Consider the following 17,882-nt stretch of genomic DNA (forward strand, 5'->3'; position numbering starts at 1 on the left):
TAAGGCGGGACCAAAAAGAGAGAAGGGGATTAAAAGTGGAAAATATTATGCTTACACGCAGTGAAAGAATTTGGTTGGAAAAAGAGAAAAAATTAACCGCGCGAAAAAGAAAGATTCAAAAATATGCGGTTGCCGGTACGGCAGCTGCAGGAATCATGCTGAGTGCTCATACAAGCAAGAGCTTGGCTTGCGATTGTAATGACGTTTACACGGTTCAAAAAGGAGACACGTTGTATGCGTTAGCGAAAAAGTACAACGTGAGCGTTGAGCAAATGCAAAACGCGAATGGAATGACGTCTGACATGATTTATGCTGGTCAGCGGCTGGAAGTACCGTTTCCGGCAAAAACTCCGCCGAACCAAGTACAGCAGCCTAAAGCTCCAGCGCAGTCCGGAGCAAGCCAAACCGCTACACATATTGTTCAGCCTGGTGACAGTTTATCCCTGCTGGCGAATAAGTACGGCTCTTCGGTCGAGCAAATCAAACAGGAGAACGGTCTTTCTTCCGACTTGATTCGCGTTGGACAGAAGTTGGTCATCTCGGGGACAAAAGCGCCGGCGCCGGCTCCAGTGAAAGAAGCTCCTAAGTCCGGAGCGGACCAAACCGCCGCATATATTGTTCAGCCTGGTGACAGCTTATCCCTGCTGGCGAATAAGTACGGCTCTTCGGTCGAGCAAATCAAACAGGAGAACGGTCTTTCTTCCGATTTGATTCGCGTTGGGCAGAAGTTGGTCATCTCGGGGGCAAAAGCGCCGGCTCCGGCTCCAGTGAAAGAAGCTCCTAAGACCGGAGCGGACCAAACCGGAGCATATATTGTTCAGCCTGGTGACAGCTTATCCCTGCTGGCGAATAAGTACGGCTCTTCGGTCGAGCAAATCAAACAGGAGAACGGTCTTTCTTCCGACTTGATTCGCGTTGGGCAGAAGTTGGTCATCTCGGGGACAAAAGCGCCGGCTCCGGTGAAAGAAGCGCCTGCAACTGGTACCGGCAGTGCAGCCGCATCGGTTTATACAGTTGCTGCTGGAGACACCTTATGGGGAATATCGCAGCGATTTAATCTCTCTACTTCGGATATCAAACTGTATAATAATATGACCAGCGACATGGTTTATATCGGACAGAAATTGGTGATTAAATCAAACAGCTTAGTCAAAACCACCGCTACGGTTGTCGGGGCAGCAGATAATTTCACCGTAGAATTTGAGACAGAAAAAGGAGCCCTCATCCTGCAGGTAGCCTATGGCACCGGGCAAAATTATGCCGATCTCTCAGGCAAAAAGGTCGAAGTCGTTTACTATAACGGCGGGCGTCCTGCGTTAGTTTCATACAAGCTGATTTAGACTATGCGAAAGAAATATCGGCGACTTTTATTTTTATCGGCGACTTCCGACTAGATATCGGCAACTCTGACCGGAACCGCTCATATATGCATGCAAAACAAAGGGGACAGTACTGTCCCCTTTGTTTCGTCTGATCATCAGCTTTCTTTTTTCACAGACTTATATCTCATCATTAATAAACTGGCGTTAACGCTCTTTCATGCTCAAGCACACGTAAAATATTTTGCACGGAAAGCTTGGCCATTTCATTTCTAGCCTCTACTGTGGCGTTGCCGATATGCGGCGTGATCACCACATTATCCAGCACTTTCAGTTCTTCTGTGATTTTCGGTTCAAATTCGTAAACATCAATCGCAGCACCGGCAATGTCCCCAGCCTGCAGTGCCAATGCCAAATCAGCCTCTTTCACCACAGGTCCTCTTGATAAGTTAAGGAAGAAGGCATCTTCTTTCATTGCTGCGAAGGTTTCTTTTGTAAAAAGATGATGTGTGTCTTTGTTGAAAGCAGAATGAACCGAGATCACATCGCAAGTGCGGATGAGTTCAGCAAATTCTAAATACTGTGCATCATATTGCGCTTCGATAGCAGCTGATTTTTTACCGCGGCCTGTATAGTAAATGTCCATCCCGAATGCCTTAGCTCGTTTGGCAACAGCCTGTCCAATATGGCCAAAGCCGACGATGCCAAGTTTCTTATTTGTTAATTCCCTCCCTAAAAAGAAAAGCGGTGCCCAGCCGTTAAATCCTTTCGTGCGGCAGAGAAGGTCTCCTTCTGGAATTCGTCTCATGATCGCTAACATCAAACCTAGTGCCAGCTCTGCAGTGGCTTCCGTGGAAACCCCTGGTGTATTGGTTACCGGAATCCCCTTTTCCTTTGCTGCGGCAATATCGATATTATCAAAACCCGCGCCAAAGTTGGCAATGATCTGCAGATTCGGTGCCGACTCGATGACTTTTCTTGTCACCTTTGTGGAAAGCGGGCAAAGTAAGGCATCTACATCCCTGACACCTGCAATCAGTTCCTCTTCTGTGATAAGCGTTTCTCCCCTGTATACATCGAATTGATGTCCGGAAAGAAGTTCATAACCGATTTCCGGGATTTCACCCGAAATAAAAATTTTCGCCATGACCTTCAACCCTTTCTTTCTATTATCCTTGAGCTGCTCGTGTTCATGATAGCGGTGCTTTTGTCGTGACTCATTCTGAAAAATGCAGCTACGTCTATTCACAATGCTATTTTAACATAACGATCCCCTTCGATACTTTATAGAAAATTTTCATAATCTTCGCAGCAATTACACAAAAAAACGGAAGTTACTATGAGCCTTTGTACGGATCCAGTAGCTTCCATTTGTGAAAAGTGCTATCGACATACAAGCACCCTTATTCGGACAACCTTCTCGCGTTTCCCTGCCACCCTGTCCCAATCAACATCCCATTTTCAGGCAGGTCTCTCGGCTCTGGCCGCATCATCGCTTAGTGACGCTTTTTTCCCTGATTTCTTTAAGATGACCGATTGCAGAGTGAATGCTTTCGCTGAAAATGGAACAAGATAAGTAAGGAAATACTATGAATAATTTATACTTTTATAAAAGCGGGTCGTCTCCCGCAGCCTATTGGCGGAGGAAGCAAAATATGCAGACCATTTTACTCTTTTTGAATTTAGCCATGCTTTTAATCATCGTTGTCATGGCCCTGTCCATCGTAATCGGTTGGCGTTCGATCATGAAAAAGATCGTGATGAAGTTTGGAAAAATTATTTTAACAGATAACTATCAGGAAAATATTATGGAGTTAATGCCGGGGCTCCGTCATGTGGGGATACAAAATATGCTGGAAAACAGTCTGCGGGCGCAAATCGGAACCGTTCTGTACCGTCCGCTTGGCTCCTCGAAAAAGTGGCCCCATTTAGACCCGATTACGTTTATTCCGGCACAGACATCTCCTTTTCCCGTGGCAGGCGATGAACCTGTCGATATGGCGGTCACAATCGGTCCGAAAGCGAAGAAGCCGATGCAGATTGATATTCCCTTGATTGTCAGCGGAATGGGCTATGGTGTCGGACTTAGCGAGCAGGCGCGGATGTCTTTGGCGCAGGCAACGAAAAATGTCGGGACAGCAATAAATTCCGGGGAAGGCGGCATTTTACCGGAGGAATTAAAAGCAGCCGGAAAGTATATTTTACAGTTTTCCCGAACGGAATGGTCCAAGCAGGAGCAGGAAATTAAACGTGCGGACATGATTGAAATCAAATTGGGGCAGGGTGCGGTGTGCGGGATGGGCAAAGTAATCCCGCCAAAGGACTTGCAAGGACGGGCCCGTGAGCTGATGGGTCTGGAGGAAAACGAGAATGCTGTCATCTATGAGCAGTTTTTTGAGAATCAGACATTTGAAGATTTAAAAGAGCTGGTTATTGAGCTGCGCAAAATTACCGGCGGGGTACCGATTGGCGCCAAAATGGGAGCTGGAGGGAAAATTGAGGAGGACATCGACCGCTTAATTGAACTCGGAGTTGATTTTATCTCTATTGACGGCGGACAGGCGGCAATGAAGGAGGCGCCGCCTATTTTAGCGGACGACTTTGGCATCCCGACCTTGCATGCCGTCGTTCGCACCGTTAATCATTTGGAAAAAAGAAAGCTTAGGGAACAAATCAGTCTGATTGTCTCTGGCGGGCTGTTGGTTCCGGGGCATTTTTTAAAGGTGCTGGCACTGGGAGCTGACGCGGTGAATATCGGCTCCGCGATGCTGTTTGCCCTGACTCATACGCAGTCGTTAAAAGCCGTCCCATTTGAACCGCCGACGCAAACGGTTTGGTATAACGGGAAGCTTAAGGACCTGTTTAACATGGAAGACGGTGCCCAATCGGCAGAAAAGTTCTTAACGGCAAGCGTCGAAGAAATGAAACTGGGTTTGCGGGCAATGGGAAAACGCTCCTTAAAGGAGCTGTCCAAACAGGATCTCGTTTCCTACGATGAACTCACCGCTAAAATGACCGGAATTCCGTACACCTTTAACGCTTGGGACAGCGGCAGTCAAAACGAAGATAAATCAGCGCAAAACGAGAAGACACAGCAAAACGGCAAATCCCGGGAGCTCGAAAAGTCACAGTGACGCCACGGGTTTTATCGCATTTGTACCGCTTTAGGATGAAAAAAAAGCTATCATGCCCCATTTGGGGGCGCGATAGCTTTTTTTGCTTTTGTCAGTTGTATTGATTGAGCACTTCGGATATTTCTTCGTTCAGCTGTGCAGTGTTGACGTTCGACACCTTTGCATCGTCCAGGTTGTATTTTTGCTTCAAACGGATGATTCTTGCGACGCTCTCATCGATTCGCTCTTCTTTCATTTCACCGTTTTCTATCGCTGCTTTTATAGCCGCTGCCGCTGCTTGGATATTGTTTTCGCCGTGTGCCACTAAAATAATATCACTGCCTGCTTTGACCGATTGTACTGCCGCCTGGGCAATGCTGTAGTTGTCGGCAATGGCCCCCATTGTCATATCATCTGTGATGATCACCCCATTGAAACCAAGCTGCTCTCTCAGCATATCCGTCAAAATCACCTTTGACATCGAGGACGGGTAGGTTGGATCAATCTTTGGCAGCAGGATATGTGCCGCCATCACGACATCGGCCCCGTTCTCCACAGCAGCGGCAAATGGGATTAATTCAAGCTCCTCCAGCTCAGCCAGCGACTTATTCACAGTCGGAAGCTCCAAATGCGAATCGACTGAAGTATCACCATGACCTGGAAAATGCTTCACAACTGGAATCACATTCTCGGACTCAATCCCTTTCATCGTTTCCACCCCAAGAGTACTGACCATTTCGGGATGTTTGCCAAAGGAACGGTCGCCAATGACCGGATTATTCGGGTTGCTGTTCACATCGAGCACCGGAGCGAAATCAAGATTGAAGCCGAATGCCTTTACTTCTTTTCCAAGCAGCGTGCCAATTTCAAAAGCATAGGCAGGATTATTCACATTGCCTATCGCTAGACTCGTTGGCAGGTTCGTCACCTCATTCGGCAGCCTGGAAATACGGCCGCCTTCCTGGTCAACACCGAGCAAGAGCGGCAATCTGCCGCCAGCATTGGCTGCGCGAATCTCATTTTGCAGAGTGACAATCTGGGAAGTTGAAGCAATGTTATTTTTATAAAAAATAAGCCCGCCAACGTGATAGCTGTTAATTAAGCGGTTCGTACTGTCCGACATCTCGGTGCCGGAAATGCCCGCAAACAGCATCTGCCCAATCTTTTCCTCAAGACTCATTTCAGCCAGAGTTTTTGCAACGGCATCCACCTCTGTCGTCTGCTCCTTTGGATTCACTGGCTGCTCATCATCCACTGCCGGTTTCATCGGCGATGGTCTGGTTTCCTCTGAATCCTCGCCACTCATCATAAACTGTACGACGAAAAGCGCGGCAACCAATACCACAGCAAACACCATTAACCTCTTCCACACCATCAAACCATCCTCCCCTCGACAAGTCACAGGATTGGCCTGAATTTTGCCGATTGTTTTCGAAAACGAAACAGGAGAACCGTCCCTCTGTTTCCTCAGTCCCTCTCATTATACATGAAGGAGCCGGCAGATGTTTAGGACGAAAGGGATTACGCTTATTCATGTGAAAATTTCCGGGCAAAAAAAGAAGCAAGACCCCTTGCTTCTGTTAACGAATTCTTTTTTCAGTTTCTGCATCGAAGAAATGAGCTTTATTCATATTAAAAGCAAGCTGAATCGATTGGCCATTTTGAATATCGATACTAGATTCAACTCTTGCGACAAAATTAAAGCCTTCTACAGAGGAATAAAGCATCATTTCTGCACCGGTTAATTCGGAGACATCAATCGTTGTATGGAATGATGCACCTTTGGCATTTTCAATGAAGGCTGGATCGGCAATAATATCTTCAGGACGAATACCAAGAATGACCGTTTTCCCGACATAACCTTGATTCCGAAGCACATCCATTTTTTCTTTTGCAATAGCAAGTGTTACATTTCCTACTTTAAATTGACCGTCCGCCAAGGTTCCATGGATAAAATTCATCGCCGGCGAACCAATAAAACCACCAACAAATACATTTTCCGGGTTTCCATAGACCTCTTTAGGCGCCCCTACCTGCTGGATCACCCCGTCCTTCATAACGACGAGACGGGTGGCCATCGTCATCGCTTCTGTCTGATCATGCGTTACATAAATCGTTGTTGTATCCAGCCGCTGATGCAGTTTAATAATTTCTGAACGCATTTGCACGCGAAGTTTCGCATCGAGGTTGGAAAGGGGCTCGTCCATTAAAAACACTTTGGCATCACGGACAATTGCCCGTCCTAAGGCGACACGCTGGCGCTGACCGCCGGAAAGAGCCTTTGGCTTCCGATCTAAATACTTTTCCAGGTCAAGGATCTTGGCTGCTTCTCGAACTCGCTGGTCAATTCCATCTTTTGAAATTTTTCTGATTTTCAAACCAAACGCCATATTGTCGTAAACAGACATGTGCGGATAAAGCGCATAGTTTTGGAAAACCATTGCGATATCACGGTCTTTTGGAGACATATCATTGACCCTTTTTCCATCAATAATTAAGTCCCCTTTAGAAATCTCCTCCAGTCCGGCAATCATCCGCAATGTTGTTGATTTTCCACATCCGGAAGGACCGACAAAAACAATAAATTCTTTATCTTTAATTTCAAGGTTGAAGTCTTCAACGGCTGTTACTTTATTATCATAAATTTTGTAAATATGCTCGAGTTTCAGTTCTGCCATATTGTACAACTCCCTGTTCTTTGTAGTGAAATGAATCCCCTATTCCGCTGCAGCTTCGCCATATTCTAATCGCGCCCTGGCTAAACTACTTCAACAGTCATAGGCGTCACGATCAACAATGATCGTAACCTGCGGATGTTGTTTTAAAATCGAAGCTGGAAATTGTTCACTTATACCGCCTTCGATTAACCGTTTAAAAGCTTCTGCTTTACTTTTCCCGGATATTAATAAAAGGATTTCTCTGCTTTTCATAATGGTAGCGATCCCCATCGTAACAGCATGAGTAGGTACTTCGTTGATTGTATGAAAAAATCGGGAGTTCGCTTTTCTTGTTGTATCATCAAGCTCCACGATATGAGTTTTTGCTTGAAAGGGCGTACCGGGTTCATTAAAGCCAATATGACCATTACTGCCGATTCCTAATACTTGTAAATCAATACCGCCATTTTGTTCAATGAATGATTCATAGCGGCTGCACTCTTCCTCTAGGTTCACTGTATTTCCATTAGGAAGATGAACATTTTCCGGACTGATATTAATATGGTTAAATAAATGATGATTCATATAATAATAATAGCTGTTTTCATTGTCACGATTCAGACCGGCATATTCATCAAGATTAAAGGTTGTCACATGCTCGTAGCTTGTATGACGGCTTTTATGGTCCTGAACTAAATAACGATATAATCCTTCCGGTGTACTTCCTGTTGCGAGCCCTAGAGTAAGAGAAGAGGATAGGTTGATTTTATTAATCATGATTTCTGCTGCCGTTTTACTTAGTTCCTCATAGTTTTTGACCTTCATTACCTTCATCGCATCGCTCATTTCATCATAATTACTTGCACTGATGATTCCCATTTCAAACTGCACCTTCTTTATGATAAGCTAATTCTCCTCGGCAAAATGTCATGGAGACATCATAATTTTCATCCAAAACGACTAAATCAGCATCCTTGCCTGGACGTATACTTCCCTTGCGCTCATAGAGATTTAACTGCTTTGCCGGGTTCGCGGCAGCCATCCTGATGATATCTGCAAGACTGCTTCCGTTACAGTAATCCAGAACATTTTTTACCGCATCACTCAGCTTTAAAACACTGCCGGCTAACGCCCCATTCTCCAGGACAGCTGTCCCATCCTGGACAAATACCTTTTGTCCGCCTAAATCATATTCGCCGTTTTGCAGGCATTTTGCCCGCATCGAGTCCGTCATCAAAATCAATTTCTCTTTTTTATTCTGATAGGCCAACTGTACCATTTCCGGGCAAACATGAATGCCATCAACAATTAATTCTGCATAAAGTTCATCAAGGAGCAATGCAGCGCCGACCACCCCCGGCTGGCGATGATGCAGCCCTTTCATCTGATTAAACAAATGCGTCACCTGCGTAGCACCGGCTTTTACCGCCTGTTTCACTTCAGTAAATGTTGCAGCAGAATGCCCAATGGATACAACAATTCCCTGTTCTTTTAGAAAACGAGCAAACGCTAGTCCACCCTCCTGCTCCGGAGCAATCGTCACCTGCTTGATCATTCCCTGTGCCAAACTCTGCCATTTTAAAAATAATTCCCGGTCAGGAGGAATAATATATTCAAGCGGCTGCGCACCGGCCATCTTTGGATTCAGAAACGGCCCCTCAAGGTGAATCCCCAGAATCTCAGCTTGCCCTAATCTTTGGTGATGTCCGATAAATTGAGCTGCATTTGTTAAAGCCTTTGATATTTTTTCATCCGATTGCGTCATGGTCGTTGCTAAGAAACTCGTTGTCCCTTCTTGCGGCAGAACTTCAACCATCGTTTGCAGCGCAGAGATTTCTCCATCCATTGCATCCGCACCTGCTGCCCCATGAATGTGAACATCAATAAACCCGGGGATAACTGTTTTTCCCTGCAAATCAATCACATGATCATAGGGATGCTGATGATAGTCGGCCATACTTCCTATTTTTAGGATTGTCATATCCCCAATTTGAATAAAGCCATTAGGAATCATCCCGCCTTCTTCATATATATTTCCATTAATTAAAACAGTAGCTTGTTCCATCCTGGCTGTACTCCTTACCATAGTCATATAAAAGACATACTTCTGCTGAAATCATTTGACAAAATTATCTTCTCGTCAATGAAGAGATGCAGCCCCAAGAACTCCTGCAAGAGATATTATACTTTAAAAGTCACTTTTCAGTTCTTCCGGAGTCGAAATACCGCCTTCAGCAATGACAGGAATAGTGAAATCCTTCACCAATCGACCTACCAGTTCCAAATCCGGCAGCTGCCTTCCAGCCATATAAGAAATATATCCGCTCAAAGTTGTCCCAACACAATCATAGTCTAATTAATAAAGTTAAAGGAATTTCATTTATAAAAAAGGAACATCCTATAAGAGCAAGCAGACTGCACGAATGGAGGAAAATAATCGAATGAACAATGAGCAGGGTGTACGCAAACTTGGAAAAAAGACGGAACAGGAAACACTGGAAATCAGTTCAACCGGCTATGGACTTGAGTCCGTTGAATCTTCTCAGGAAACAGACAGCACGACGACAGCGCAAAAGGGAAATGATTCTGAATCTTCTTGGGCGGGATTATAATAAGGAGGTGTCCCAGCAATGACGAACATAATCGATGGGATGGACAATGCCCGATTTAGAGGCGGCACTGTCAAACCGAAGGAACAAAAGAAAGGCAAGAAGGATAAGGAAATGCCGCTGGTACTGAAAAATTTGAAAAACGGATCCTGATGAAAAATCCATCCGATAAGCAAAACCAGGGGGCTTGCTCCCTGGTTTTGCTGTGAGTGCAAAAAGCCATGTGAGTCCACTATCAACGCATGCAGACGACTTTTTCTATAAAGAAACCTTAAGATTATTCTTCTGATAAAATTTGACGGAATAGTCTAAATATTCAAGACGTTCTTCTGTTAAGTCAAATCTTTTAATGCTAAAATAGGTTTAGAACCCCAATAAATGGGTAAAATTGTGTAGTCGAATCATTAAGGGGGAGGGATTGGAATGGAGTCAACTTTTACAGAAATGGATTCTATCTTTAACCGAACGAAAAGTGCATTAGTGGAGTTTATGGCAATCCTTACACCAATTATTGAAAACGCGAAAGATGACCACGAGCGTCTATTTTGGCATCATATTTATGAAGAAGAAGAACACCGTTCGGATCGTTTAAGTATTTTAATGCCAAAGATTCAAGCGATGCTTAAGAATGGACTAAATCTCTCCGGCAATCAGCCTGAGTTGGTACACCTCTTACAAGATATAAGTTTGGAGAAGTTTGGTTTACATAATTTTTTAGAACACCTAGATTTATTTCTCTTCCAATTCAAAGAAACGGAATTGGAAGGAAAAATCCATCCTTTAAGACAGTTTACTTATAATGATTATCAACAAATGAAAGTCATCTTGGAAAAATTAAATCTAGAATTTCAAGGTGGTTCTCAATTTAATACGTCTATTCCGACCGATGAAAAGGAAGGAAATGATTCTGATGTAAAAATTGAAGCCTATGCAAATGGGAATATATCCGGAACACCTCAAGCAATACCAAGTAAGAAAAAAACATTAACAGTTGGCAGTTTGAAACAAAGTTAAAGGGGGATGTAATATGATGGATAAATCCGCTCAATTTCTGGAGTCATCTTTAACAAAAGAGGAATGGCAGGAACTCGATCAAACCGTATTTGAGAGTATAAAAAAGCAGCTTGTCGGACGAAGATTTATTGACATTTATGGTCCTCTTGGGGAAGGTGTTCAAGCGGTAACCAATGATATCTATGAGACGACTGAACGAGGAGCCGTCAGCTTTCATGGCGAGGATACGAAGCTGTCTGTTCCTTCAAGCAGAGTCACGCTTACGATTCCCATGTTATATAAGGATTTTATTTTATATTGGCGGGATATTCAGCAGGCAAAAACGCTTGGCAGTCCGATAGATTTCTCTGCTTCAGCAAACGCGGCACAGCAGTGCGCACTGTTGGAGGATGACTTGATTTTTAATGGTTCAAAGGAATTCAACATCCAAGGAATTATGAATGTAAAAGGGAAATTATCCCACATCCGCAGTGATTGGATGGAATCTGGAAACGCTTTTAGTGATGTCGTTGAGGCAAGAAATAAGCTGCTAAGAATGGGTCATACCGGTCCGTATGCTCTTGTTTTATCTCCTGAATTGTATGCACTCGTACACCGTGTTCATCAAGGAACTCATGTACTGGAGATTGAACATATTCGGGAATTGATGACAGCGGGAGTTTTTCAATCTCCAATGATAAAAAGCGGCACAGGAGTTGTCTTAGATGCAGGAAAACAAAACATTGACCTGGCGATAGCAAGCGACTTTGACACAGTGTTTTTAGATCAAGATAATATGAATTATTATTTCCGCGTATACGAAGCTATTGTTCCGAGAATTAAGCGGCCAACAGCTATATGCACATTAGAAGATTTCTCTGAGTAATTCGTTGCCAGATTAAAACAGCAGAATGTCCTCTTTCTGCTGTTTTGATCTACGCAATGGAATAGATTGGATTTTCCGAATCAATGATGCTCATGTTTATTTCCTTTTGGGCAGCAGGCAGTCCGATATCTTCAATAATCATGCTTGCTTCTTCAAGGAAAATGGGATTCATACTGTCTTTATTTAAATCAAATAATCTCTTTAAGTATTTTATTTTTGCCTTTGTTTTACTGGTTTTATAGGCTTGATTATTTAATTCGCAGATTTTTTTATATTTGGCTTCTTGGAGGAAACTCAGCTCATCAATATGAATAATGATGTTCTGATGGTTTTCTGTCATAAATCCAATGGAATAGATGGAAGATCCGAGTGAATCGATATGAGTAATAACTGCGTTTGGATAGATTTCCCCGGTCCGAAGGCGCAAAGTATTTACTTCAATCACACCACCGATTTTTCTTTCATTCACCAGTAATTTATGAATATCCTTTAAACCGTTGATTTGATAAACCATGTTGTCAGCTCCTTTTTAGTTTGAAGGATACATTTATAATGATAATGATTATCATTACTATCATTATATTAGGCACTCTATAGATAGGTCAATAGGTTACTTGGATAAATATTTTAAAAATTTAAATTTCTTTAGGAGAGATGCACAATTGGGCAAAAAATTAACCATAGGTTCCTTGAAATATGACCATATGAAGCACGCTGATTCCATCGAGCAAACAGTTAATATAGGAAGTTCGACTGTCAACGAACCAGGCAAAATTATTGAAATGAAACAAAATCAACGTTACTTTCAAATAGAAGTAAAAACAGGACAATCTATTTTAAATGCAGCCATTGAGAAAAATTTATCTCTAGATTATAAGTGTAAAAAAGGCACATGTGGTAAATGTAAAGTGGTACTAGTAAATGGGATCAGTTATCTCCAACCAGCCAATCACCTTGAGGAGAAGAAGCTGCATCACTTAATTCAAAGTGGATTTCGCCTTGCTTGTCAGGCAAAAGTTAGGTGATGATTCGTCGCTGGATATAATTTACCTTACATATTATTTATGCTGAGTGAAGAACATGCCAATTATTAATCACTCAACATTCGTCCATTTCTTGGACCTGTTCCTCCCTTGAGGGGAACAATTCTTCTGTCGAGAAGTGACAAAAGAGTCAATTCCCTGCTATGGAATCGACTCTCTCTATCCAGGATACCAGATGAAATCGCAACTATTTTATTCCCTATTTTAGAAATGTATTTTCAATATCATCTAACATTAAATTCGCCGCTTTAACGCCGCCGGCTGTATTCCAAATGACGTCATCAACTTTGTGTACTTCTCCTTTTTTCGCCACTTCTAGATTCTTAAATAATGGATCCTCGAGCCATTCTTTTTCCAGTTCAGAAGCCGCTCCATCCCCTGTTTCATATGTAAAGTAGAAGAGGATGTCTCCATCCATTAAAGGCATTTGTTCTTTTGTTGCTCCTTTAATGGCAAACTCGTCAACATTCTGACTTTCCGGTCTGGCAAAGCCCAGCTGGTCTAAAATCACACCGCTGAAAGAGTCCTTTTGATAAATACGAACATCTCCCGCCATAAAGCGAACCATAGAAACCTTCATATTCAGCTTGTCCCCAAGCTTTTCCTTAAGCTCAGCAATCCGGGCATCATATGCTGCTATGACTTCTTTCCCTTTTTCCTCTTTGTTCACTGATTTTGCATATAGTTCAAAGTTAGTTTTCCAGTTTCCGCGCAGGTCTTCAGCAAAAACAGTTGGAGCAATCGCGCTTAACTGCTCATAAATCGCTTCCTGTCGCATTTTATTCCCGATAATTAAGTCTGGATGCAGCGCAGCGACCGCTTCGACATTGACTTCACTTTCTAGCCCAACAACTTGAGCATCTTTCATGTCTTTCGCAATGTGTTCATACCAAGGGTCTCCAGTCCATGATTGAACCGCTCCAACGGGCTTTACACCAAGGGCTAACAGGGCTTCCGTCCCTTCATTTGTTAAAATCACGACTCTTTCAGGAGTCTTTTCTAATGTTGTTGAACCCATTGCATGTTCAACGGTATAACTGGTGTCTTCCGTTTTTGGGCTGTCCTCTTTCTTATCAGCATCGGCGGTCTGCTCACTGTTTCCACCGCATGCAGCTAAAATAAAGATCAGCATGATTGAAAAAATAGATAGAAAAGATCGTAAGGCTTTCATTGTGTTCCTCCAGCAATTATTATTGATAATCATTTTCACTTGTGCTCTATCGTAAAGGCAGATTCATAGATTGTCAACGACTAATTGATATTTATTTTCAATTAACTCGTTTACATTAACCGTTCCCTTTGTTTCAATTTTACGCCGGGAGAATGACTTAAAGTCAGTCCCCGCCTTATTTTAAAGCCAATGTATATGATAAATAATGAGGTCGCTCCTCCTCCCTTATTTAGAATATAAAGAAAAATTTAATTGAAAATGATTATCAAAGTCATTGACAGAATACTAGTCTTTCACTACACTATTCTTGCCATGTTATTTTTTTCCTAAGGCGTTGTTAACGGCTTGTCTTTAACAATGCCTTTATAAAAATTTAGGAAGGTTATTACATATGCTTTTTAAGAAAAACGCTCAGAGGTTTATCGGACTTATTGTCACAATTTTCATATTATTAATCTTAATGTGCGCCAGCATTGTCTACGGTTATACAGATACAAGCTGGGCAATGGTTTGGGATGCTTTTCAAAACAATAATGGGTCAAATGAACATCTGGTGATCGAAACCGTCCGGCTGCCCAGGGCATTGATTGCTGCGTCTGTTGGAAGCAGTTTGGCCATTGCCGGTGTCATCATGCAAACGTTGACGAAGAATGCTCTTGCTTCACCGGACATTTTTGGCGTTAATGCTGGCGCCGGCTTTGCCGTTGTGATCGCCGTGACCTTTTTCTCAATGGGGAACCTGCAAGCGATTGCATGGGTGGCTTTTTTAGGGGCTGCTGCTGCGGCTTTTGGAGTCTACGGGATTGGCTCATTTGGCAGAGAAGGCTTGACGCCGATTAAGCTTACGTTAGCCGGTGCGGCGATAGCGGCAATGTTTTCTTCCTTTACGCAAGGGTTTCTTGTGATCGACGAAGCAGCTTTGGAACAGGTTTTGTTCTGGTTGGCGGGATCTGTTCAGGGACGAAAGCTTGAAATCTTAACGTCTGCGCTCCCCTATTTGTTGATTGGCTGGATGGGCGCATTGTTCCTCGCTTCTAAATTGAATGTTCTGTCAATGGGAGAAGATGTAGCGAAAGGATTAGGACTTCATACCGGTTTCTTAAAAATCGGAGCAGCGATCGTGATTATTCTTTTATCAGGAGCTTCGGTGGCCATTGCCGGACCGATTGGGTTTATCGGCATTGTCATCCCGCACGTGACACGTTCGATTGTCGGGATTGATCATCGCTGGGTGATTCCTTTCTCTGGTCTGCTTGGCGGTATTCTGCTGCTGGCAGCAGATATTTTGGCCCGGTATGTGATTATGCCGCAGGAGGTTCCGGTCGGCGTGATGACCGCCATCATTGGAACTCCATTCTTTATTTACATCGCAAGAAGGGGGTTTCATGCAAAATGAGTCCATACAAAAGCATTCGCTGGTTCAAAGGGAAAGTTTCCTTTCTAATAGATACCCGCGCAGCAAAGGTTTTGCTCATGATGACACTGGCTGCTGCTGTTGTTTTTATTCTAAGCACCGGAATGGGTGATATGAAAATAAGCCCTCTTTCTGTTCTACAGGTATTTTTCGGCGGCGGAACAGAGATGGAGCAGCTCGTGGTTACGTCCTTTCGTTTGCCGCGAATTATCACGGCGCTGATGACCGGGATCTCGCTCGCCGTCGCGGGCGGAATTCTGCAGGGAATGATCCGCAATCCGCTGGCATCACCTGATATTCTTGGCATTACAGGTGGAGCAGCGGTGGCTGTTGTTGGATTTTTAGCCTTTTTCAGCGATGAAAATAACGCTTTAACGGTCAGTATTGAATGGATGCCTCTAGCGGCATTTGCCGGAGCCGGGGTTATCGCGATGCTCGTTTACTTTTTAGCATGGAAAAATGGTGTGTCTCCGATTCGGCTTGTCTTAATCGGGATTGGAATATCCGCCCTCATGCAGGCACTCACGACGCTGATGATGATTTTAGGCCCGATTTACCGTGCCAGCCAGGCAAATATTTGGATTACTGGAACTGTACACGGCTCTACGTGGGCTAATGTGAGTATTTTGCTCCCTTGGACAGCCATTCTCGTGGCAGCATCATTCGTCATGGCTCGAAAAATGAATGCGCAGGAACTCGGTGATGAGATCGCGACCGGAGTTGGAGGTCAAGTTCAGCGCCAGCGTTTTACCTTGTTGATGATCAGTACAGCGTTAATCGGCAGCGCGACAGCCTTTGCCGGGGGAATTGGATTCGTCGGCTTAATGGCCCCGCATATGGCGAGAAGATTGGTCGGTTCTTCTTTTGGGGCACTGCTGCCGGTTTCTGCCCTTATTGGCGGAATCCTTGTGATGATCGCCGATTTGATTGGCAGAACCTTATTTTCTCCATTAGAAATCCCGGCTGGTGTATTCACAGCAGGAATAGGAGCCCCTTATTTTATCTACTTGCTGTTTAAAACAAGAAATTCATAGAAAACCTGTAGGACGGGCAAGTTCGTTTGAGCGGCTTTTTTATGTAAATTTTTCCAAAGGGAGTGAAAGCAGTATGGTGCAAGCAATTGAAACGGAGAAATTAACCCTTGCCTATGGAGATGCCATCATTATTGATGAGCTGGATCTCAGTATTCCAAAAGGTGAAATAACTGTTTTTATCGGAGGCAATGGCTGTGGAAAGTCCACCCTGCTCCGCTCCATTGCCCGGTTATTAAAGCCGAAAACCGGGGCTGTTTTATTGGAAGGAAAAGCGATTGCGAAAATGCAAACCAAAGAGGTGGCGAGACAAATGGCGATTCTGCCTCAATCCCCCACAGCCCCCGAAGGTCTTACAGTATTGCAGCTCGTGAAGCAGGGGCGTTATCCTTACCAAACTTGGCTCAAACAGTGGTCTGAAGAGGATGAGAGAAAAGTGGACCAAGCTTTAGCCGCGACAGGGATTGAAAATTTAAAGGATCGTCCTGTCGATTCCTTATCCGGCGGACAGCGGCAGCGCGCCTGGATTGCCATGACCTTAGCTCAAGATACAGAGATTATTCTGCTTGATGAACCAACGACCTATCTCGATATGACCCATCAAATTGAGATTCTCGATCTCCTTTTTGAACTGAATGAAAAGGAAAGCAGAACGATTGTCATGGTGCTGCATGACTTGAACTTAGCCTGCCGCTATGCGCATCATATCGTCGCGATTAAGGATGGGAAAATTTTTGCCCAAGGGAAGCCTGAATATGAAATCAACTCTAATTTGGTTAAAAAGGTTTTTGACATGGAATGCGAAATTACTTTCGATCCCCTTTTCGGGACCCCCTTGTGTATTCCTTATGGAAAGGGCAGGCGAATTATGAAACAGGCAGGTTTGCTCCATGGCTGATATTCTGAACAGCGCCGAAATAGAGCAATTAAAAGCATTCCGCTTCACAACAGAGGAAACGTCATCTGCGCTTTCCATTCGATTAGACAGGTTATTAGATGAGGAGATTTTTCTGAGGTATTTGGAGAATGCCGGCTCCCGAATCGGGTCTCCTGGTTTAAAGGTAACAGCATCCATTTTCTTTAAAAGATATGCTTTTTTGACCGTCATCTATTTATATGGAATGACAGTATGGAATAAAAAATTACCTGTTTCCTTCAATAACATAAGTATCCAAACAAATGATACTGAAGACCTGTGGCTGCCAAAATTTCTATTTCATTCTCTGAAATTTGAAATGGCTTCGGAAAACAGAAAGAAATGGAGGGAAAAAGCACTGAAGGAGTTTTTTGCTGAGAGTGCTTTCGGATTAATTGAGCATGTATCAGCAGCAAAGGTGCCGAAATCTGTTCTGTGGGAAAATATCGCCATTTATGTGTTCTGGTTATATGAAACTGTACTGCCAGAACTAGAGGACGAATGTATTCGAAAACGGGCGAAGGAAGATTTTGCTTATCTTATTTCCGAGGTGCCAGGAAATATTTTTGGATACGAGCAAGAGAATCCAATTCATCTATTCTATCATAACGGGCGGAACGAACAGAATGTCCGCGTTAGAACAACCTGTTGTTTTTCCTATGCACTGGAAGGCTCGAATAAACGGTGTAAAACATGTCCGCGAAAATAGTATGAAGTCCAGGGGATATGC

Annotated in this window: 18 protein-coding genes and 1 pseudogene; 11 read left to right on the forward strand and 8 right to left on the reverse strand. The window is 43.7% G+C overall.

The window, feature by feature from the left end; genetic code table 11:
* Nucleotides 1-35: 35 nt before the first annotated feature.
* The gene (locus tag HNR53_RS13600; RefSeq protein ID WP_184526890.1) at nt 36-1,340 is read left to right on the forward strand and encodes a LysM peptidoglycan-binding domain-containing protein; all 1,305 of its coding nucleotides are present in this window, start codon (nt 36-38) and stop codon (nt 1,338-1,340) included.
* A gap of 172 nt (nt 1,341-1,512) precedes the next feature.
* Here the strand turns inward: HNR53_RS13600 and HNR53_RS13605 are convergent, their stop codons facing one another.
* The gene (locus HNR53_RS13605; RefSeq protein WP_184526892.1) at nt 1,513-2,466 is read right to left on the reverse strand and encodes an NAD(P)-dependent oxidoreductase; all 954 of its coding nucleotides are present in this window, start codon (nt 2,464-2,466) and stop codon (nt 1,513-1,515) included.
* Nucleotides 2,467-2,974: 508 nt separating this feature from the next.
* On the opposite strand from HNR53_RS13605, the gene HNR53_RS13610 reads away from it, so the two are divergent.
* On the forward strand, nt 2,975-4,453 hold the full coding sequence (locus HNR53_RS13610; RefSeq protein ID WP_184526894.1) for an FMN-binding glutamate synthase family protein: 1,479 nt from the start codon (nt 2,975-2,977) through the stop codon (nt 4,451-4,453).
* 91 nt (nt 4,454-4,544) lie between these two features.
* On the opposite strand, the gene nagZ is transcribed toward HNR53_RS13610, so the two are convergent.
* The 5 genes and pseudogenes from nagZ to HNR53_RS13635 all read right to left on the reverse strand — a co-directional run.
* Entirely contained in the window at nt 4,545-5,807 is a 1,263-nt protein-coding gene (gene nagZ / locus HNR53_RS13615; RefSeq protein ID WP_184526896.1) for a beta-N-acetylhexosaminidase, read from the reverse strand.
* 205 nt (nt 5,808-6,012) lie between these two features.
* Complete coding sequence (locus HNR53_RS13620; protein WP_184526898.1) at nt 6,013-7,110, reverse strand: ABC transporter ATP-binding protein; 1,098 nt, start codon at nt 7,108-7,110, stop codon at nt 6,013-6,015.
* Nucleotides 7,111-7,200: 90 nt separating this feature from the next.
* Nucleotides 7,201-7,923 carry a glucosamine-6-phosphate deaminase gene (gene nagB, locus HNR53_RS13625; protein ID WP_184526962.1) on the reverse strand — a complete coding sequence of 241 codons (723 nt, stop codon included), beginning with the start codon at nt 7,921-7,923 and terminating at the stop codon, nt 7,201-7,203.
* Between the two features lie 46 nt (nt 7,924-7,969).
* Entirely contained in the window at nt 7,970-9,154 is a 1,185-nt protein-coding gene (gene nagA, locus HNR53_RS13630) for an N-acetylglucosamine-6-phosphate deacetylase (RefSeq protein ID WP_184526900.1), read from the reverse strand.
* A 123-nt stretch (nt 9,155-9,277) separates the two neighbouring features.
* Nucleotides 9,278-9,427, reverse strand: a pseudogene (locus tag HNR53_RS13635) (N-acetylmannosamine-6-phosphate 2-epimerase); the annotation flags it as partial.
* A gap of 103 nt (nt 9,428-9,530) precedes the next feature.
* Between HNR53_RS13635 and HNR53_RS13640 the strand changes: the two are divergent.
* The 4 genes from HNR53_RS13640 (at nt 9,531) to HNR53_RS13650 (ending at nt 11,577) form a co-directional block, all read left to right on the forward strand.
* Nucleotides 9,531-9,701, forward strand: a complete 171-nt coding sequence (locus tag HNR53_RS13640; protein ID WP_184526902.1) for a hypothetical protein — start codon at nt 9,531-9,533, stop codon at nt 9,699-9,701.
* An 18-nt stretch (nt 9,702-9,719) separates the two neighbouring features.
* Nucleotides 9,720-9,851 carry a hypothetical protein gene (locus tag HNR53_RS23440; protein ID WP_281391836.1) on the forward strand — a complete coding sequence of 44 codons (132 nt, stop codon included), beginning with the start codon at nt 9,720-9,722 and terminating at the stop codon, nt 9,849-9,851.
* Nucleotides 9,852-10,121: 270 nt separating this feature from the next.
* The gene (locus HNR53_RS13645; RefSeq protein WP_184526905.1) at nt 10,122-10,712 is read left to right on the forward strand and encodes an IMEF encapsulin system ferritin-like cargo protein; all 591 of its coding nucleotides are present in this window, start codon (nt 10,122-10,124) and stop codon (nt 10,710-10,712) included.
* 16 nt (nt 10,713-10,728) lie between these two features.
* The gene (locus tag HNR53_RS13650; RefSeq protein ID WP_184526967.1) at nt 10,729-11,577 is read left to right on the forward strand and encodes a family 1 encapsulin nanocompartment shell protein; all 849 of its coding nucleotides are present in this window, start codon (nt 10,729-10,731) and stop codon (nt 11,575-11,577) included.
* 49 nt (nt 11,578-11,626) lie between these two features.
* Here HNR53_RS13650 and HNR53_RS13655 read toward each other — a convergent pair whose 3' ends face one another.
* Complete coding sequence (locus tag HNR53_RS13655; protein WP_184526907.1) at nt 11,627-12,091, reverse strand: hypothetical protein; 465 nt, start codon at nt 12,089-12,091, stop codon at nt 11,627-11,629.
* Nucleotides 12,092-12,239: 148 nt separating this feature from the next.
* On the opposite strand from HNR53_RS13655, the gene HNR53_RS13660 reads away from it, so the two are divergent.
* Nucleotides 12,240-12,602, forward strand: a complete 363-nt coding sequence (locus tag HNR53_RS13660) for a 2Fe-2S iron-sulfur cluster-binding protein (protein WP_184526909.1) — start codon at nt 12,240-12,242, stop codon at nt 12,600-12,602.
* A gap of 217 nt (nt 12,603-12,819) precedes the next feature.
* Here HNR53_RS13660 and HNR53_RS13665 read toward each other — a convergent pair whose 3' ends face one another.
* Nucleotides 12,820-13,791 (reverse strand): ABC transporter substrate-binding protein, encoded by a 972-nt coding sequence (locus tag HNR53_RS13665; RefSeq protein ID WP_184526911.1) that lies wholly within the window; start codon nt 13,789-13,791, stop codon nt 12,820-12,822.
* A 391-nt stretch (nt 13,792-14,182) separates the two neighbouring features.
* On the opposite strand from HNR53_RS13665, the gene HNR53_RS13670 reads away from it, so the two are divergent.
* From HNR53_RS13670 to HNR53_RS13685, 4 genes are all read left to right on the forward strand, one after another.
* A complete protein-coding gene (locus tag HNR53_RS13670) occupies nt 14,183-15,187 on the forward strand; it encodes a FecCD family ABC transporter permease (RefSeq protein ID WP_184526913.1) in 1,005 nt (334 codons plus the stop codon).
* Nucleotides 15,184-16,239, forward strand: coding sequence for a FecCD family ABC transporter permease (locus tag HNR53_RS13675; RefSeq protein ID WP_184526915.1), 1,056 nt, complete (start codon nt 15,184-15,186; stop codon nt 16,237-16,239). Before HNR53_RS13670 ends, HNR53_RS13675 begins: the two co-directional genes overlap by 4 nt.
* Before the next feature lie 73 nt (nt 16,240-16,312).
* Entirely contained in the window at nt 16,313-17,134 is an 822-nt protein-coding gene (locus HNR53_RS13680; RefSeq protein ID WP_184526917.1) for an ABC transporter ATP-binding protein, read from the forward strand.
* Nucleotides 17,127-17,861 (forward strand): (2Fe-2S)-binding protein, encoded by a 735-nt coding sequence (locus tag HNR53_RS13685; RefSeq protein WP_184526969.1) that lies wholly within the window; start codon nt 17,127-17,129, stop codon nt 17,859-17,861. The genes HNR53_RS13680 and HNR53_RS13685 overlap by 8 nt, the downstream gene beginning before the upstream one ends.
* Nucleotides 17,862-17,882 lie beyond the last annotated feature (21 nt).

This window comes from Bacillus benzoevorans (assembly GCF_014207535.1).
GTDB classification, from domain to species: Bacteria; Bacillota; Bacilli; order Bacillales; family Cytobacillaceae; genus Bacillus_BD; species Bacillus_BD benzoevorans.

What these genes read in the sequence shown, in the direction of transcription:
- HNR53_RS13685 (WP_184526969.1), top strand. Translation starts at nt 17,127, where the DNA reads ATGGCTGATATTCTGAACAGCGCCGAAATAGAGCAATTAAAAGCATTC.
- HNR53_RS13640 (WP_184526902.1), top strand. Translation starts at nt 9,531, where the DNA reads ATGAACAATGAGCAGGGTGTACGCAAACTTGGAAAAAAGACGGAACAG.
- nagB (WP_184526962.1), bottom strand. Translation starts at nt 7,923, where the DNA reads ATGAAGGTAATGAAGGTCAAAAACTATGAGGAACTAAGTAAAACGGCA.
- HNR53_RS23440 (WP_281391836.1), top strand. Translation starts at nt 9,720, where the DNA reads ATGACGAACATAATCGATGGGATGGACAATGCCCGATTTAGAGGCGGC.
- HNR53_RS13665 (WP_184526911.1), bottom strand. Translation starts at nt 13,791, where the DNA reads ATGAAAGCCTTACGATCTTTTCTATCTATTTTTTCAATCATGCTGATC.
- nagA (WP_184526900.1), bottom strand. Translation starts at nt 9,154, where the DNA reads ATGGAACAAGCTACTGTTTTAATTAATGGAAATATATATGAAGAAGGC.
- HNR53_RS13610 (WP_184526894.1), top strand. Translation starts at nt 2,975, where the DNA reads ATGCAGACCATTTTACTCTTTTTGAATTTAGCCATGCTTTTAATCATC.
- HNR53_RS13675 (WP_184526915.1), top strand. Translation starts at nt 15,184, where the DNA reads ATGAGTCCATACAAAAGCATTCGCTGGTTCAAAGGGAAAGTTTCCTTT.
- HNR53_RS13670 (WP_184526913.1), top strand. Translation starts at nt 14,183, where the DNA reads ATGCTTTTTAAGAAAAACGCTCAGAGGTTTATCGGACTTATTGTCACA.
- HNR53_RS13655 (WP_184526907.1), bottom strand. Translation starts at nt 12,091, where the DNA reads ATGGTTTATCAAATCAACGGTTTAAAGGATATTCATAAATTACTGGTG.
- HNR53_RS13605 (WP_184526892.1), bottom strand. Translation starts at nt 2,466, where the DNA reads ATGGCGAAAATTTTTATTTCGGGTGAAATCCCGGAAATCGGTTATGAA.
- HNR53_RS13680 (WP_184526917.1), top strand. Translation starts at nt 16,313, where the DNA reads ATGGTGCAAGCAATTGAAACGGAGAAATTAACCCTTGCCTATGGAGAT.
- HNR53_RS13645 (WP_184526905.1), top strand. Translation starts at nt 10,122, where the DNA reads ATGGAGTCAACTTTTACAGAAATGGATTCTATCTTTAACCGAACGAAA.
- HNR53_RS13650 (WP_184526967.1), top strand. Translation starts at nt 10,729, where the DNA reads ATGGATAAATCCGCTCAATTTCTGGAGTCATCTTTAACAAAAGAGGAA.
- HNR53_RS13620 (WP_184526898.1), bottom strand. Translation starts at nt 7,110, where the DNA reads ATGGCAGAACTGAAACTCGAGCATATTTACAAAATTTATGATAATAAA.
- nagZ (WP_184526896.1), bottom strand. Translation starts at nt 5,807, where the DNA reads ATGGTGTGGAAGAGGTTAATGGTGTTTGCTGTGGTATTGGTTGCCGCG.